This is a genomic window from Stenotrophomonas sp. HMWF003, assembly GCF_003061285.1.
GTDB classification, from domain to species: Bacteria; Pseudomonadota; Gammaproteobacteria; order Xanthomonadales; family Xanthomonadaceae; genus Stenotrophomonas; species Stenotrophomonas maltophilia_AP.
Genome location: NZ_QAIW01000325.1, coordinates 1 through 2,036, shown reverse-complemented (window position 1 = coordinate 2,036; position 2,036 = coordinate 1). Strand labels below are relative to the sequence as shown.

Annotated in this window: 2 protein-coding genes; both read right to left on the bottom strand. The window is 68.9% G+C overall.

Going from position 1 to position 2,036, the window contains the following annotated elements:
• Positions 1 to 837: hypothetical protein (locus DBR34_RS13150; RefSeq protein WP_258223903.1), on the bottom strand; the 837-nt coding region annotated here is incomplete at its 3' end.
• A gap of 111 nt (positions 838 to 948) precedes the next feature.
• A complete protein-coding gene (locus DBR34_RS13145; protein ID WP_128097121.1) occupies positions 949 to 2,013 on the bottom strand; it encodes an SDR family oxidoreductase in 1,065 nt (354 codons plus the stop codon).
• Positions 2,014 to 2,036: the final 23 nt, after the last annotated feature.

Genomic DNA, 2,036 nt, shown 5'->3' with positions numbered 1-2,036 from the left:
GCCGAAGCCCGGTGCCACCGCCAGCCCGCCCAGCATCGGCTTCACCGGCACTTCGAACCGTTTGAGGGCGCCGCCGCTGGCGTCCTTCGGCCGCGCCATGCCGCGCACCCGGTCCAGCTCCCAGCGCACCGGCTTGCCCAGCCCGGTGGTTTCGGCGGCTATCCGTGGCGTCTTCAGCCGGCCGACCACGCCGTCCAGGCTGTCGGCGTAGTCGCGGTTGAGTTTGAGCGAGGTGAGGGTGATGGCCAGGGTGTCGCCGGGCTCGGCGCCGACCACGAAGAACGGCCCCACCTGCGGGTTGCCGAACAGGGCACGGGTGACGCCGTGCTCGTCCACGCCGCCGGAATCGAGCGTCTTGGTCTGCACCGAATCGCCGGGGTGGATGACCAGCACCGGGGCACGGTCGGCGCTGAAGGTATTGGAGTAGTCGACCGGGGTGAACACGTGCCGTTGCGCGGACGTGCCGGTGCGCGCGGGCACCCGCCATGCACTGAACGCGTGCTGGGCACGCACCGCGCGATTGTTGGTGTCCGGCTGGTCACTCTGGCCCTGCATGCGTGCAGCGTCGATACGGCCGCTGAAGTGGTAGACCTGGCCGTCGTTGCCGGTGGCGGTGAAGCGTATGTCGCGGTCGCGCAGCGTGCCACTGACGCGGTCGCCGTCAAGGGTGCCGGTGAGCTGCGTTCCCTGTACCTCCAGCTGCAGCGTCTGGTAATTCGTGTTGCCCCACAGATCGGTCGCCACGATCCACTGGTCTGCCGCAACCGCATTCAGCGGCAGCGCCGCGAGCAACAACGAAGACACTTTCCAGAGCATGGTCACGGTGTGCGGCATCACGAAGGGCCCGGCGGGCGGATGCCGCAGCCTAGCGGGTCGCCGCCACACGCCCACAGTGTCGAAGGTAACCCGGGCGTGGCACGCCGCGTTGCATGCGCGTGCCGCCCTTGCTCAGGGGATCAGCCGCCGTGCGCGCAGCTGCGCGAACAGCGCGAAGAACGCATCGTCGCTGGGCTGGTAGTCCAGGAAGCCCAGCCGTCGGCTCCTGGACATGTCGGTGATCACCTCCAGCGGGCGCCCCAGGTCGGCGTCGGTATGCCACGGTGAAATCAGCCGCTGGATATCGGGCTCGACCAGGCCGTGTTCTGCGGCCAGCGCCGACCACGCGGCGGCATCGTTGGCCATCTGCCGCTCCAGCGGCCGCACCTCGCCAGTGAACGGTGCGGGGTCGAGATCAAACCAGGCCGCGATCCGCGCCCACATCCAGCGCCAGCGGAACACATCGCCGTTGACCACGTTGAACGCCTGGTCGAAGGCGGCCGGGGTCTGCGTGGCCCAGAGCAGGTGCCTTGCCAGCAGGCCGGCATCGGTCATGTCGGTCAGGCCGTCCCATTGTGCCGGCGACCCCGGGAAGTAGAACGGACGTCCACTGCGCTTGCACAGCGAGGCGTACACCGCCAGGGTCGTGCCCATGTTCATGGCATTGCCGACCGCCGCACCGATCACCGTATGCGGGCGGTGCACGCTCCAGTGGAAGCCATCGCGCGCGGCGGCGGCGAACACTTCGTCTTCCTGCGCGTAATAGAAATTGTCCACCTCCAGGCGCGGCTGCTCCTCGCGGAACGGGGTCTGCGGCAGCGCACCCTGCGCGTAGGCCTCGAACGGCCCCAGGTAATGCTTCAGGCCGGTCACCAGCGCCACGTGCCGGACCGAACCGGCCGGACGAACTGCATCGAGCAGGTGCCGCACCATCGCAGCGTTGACCCGGATGTTCTCCGCCTCATTGGCCTGCCGCGACCAGGTGGTGATGAACACGTGGGTAGGCGCCAGCCTCGCCAGTGCGTCTCGCGTGGCCTGTGCATCGCGCAGATCGGCCGCCACCGCGCCGACACCCGGGGGCACGGTGCCAGGCGTTCGGGCCAGGCCGTGCACCTCCCAGCCGGCGCCCTGCAGTGCCCGTATCAATGCGCTGCCGACGATGCCGGTTGCGCCCACGACGAGTGCCTTGTTGTTCATGCTGCCGCCTTTCCATCCACTAT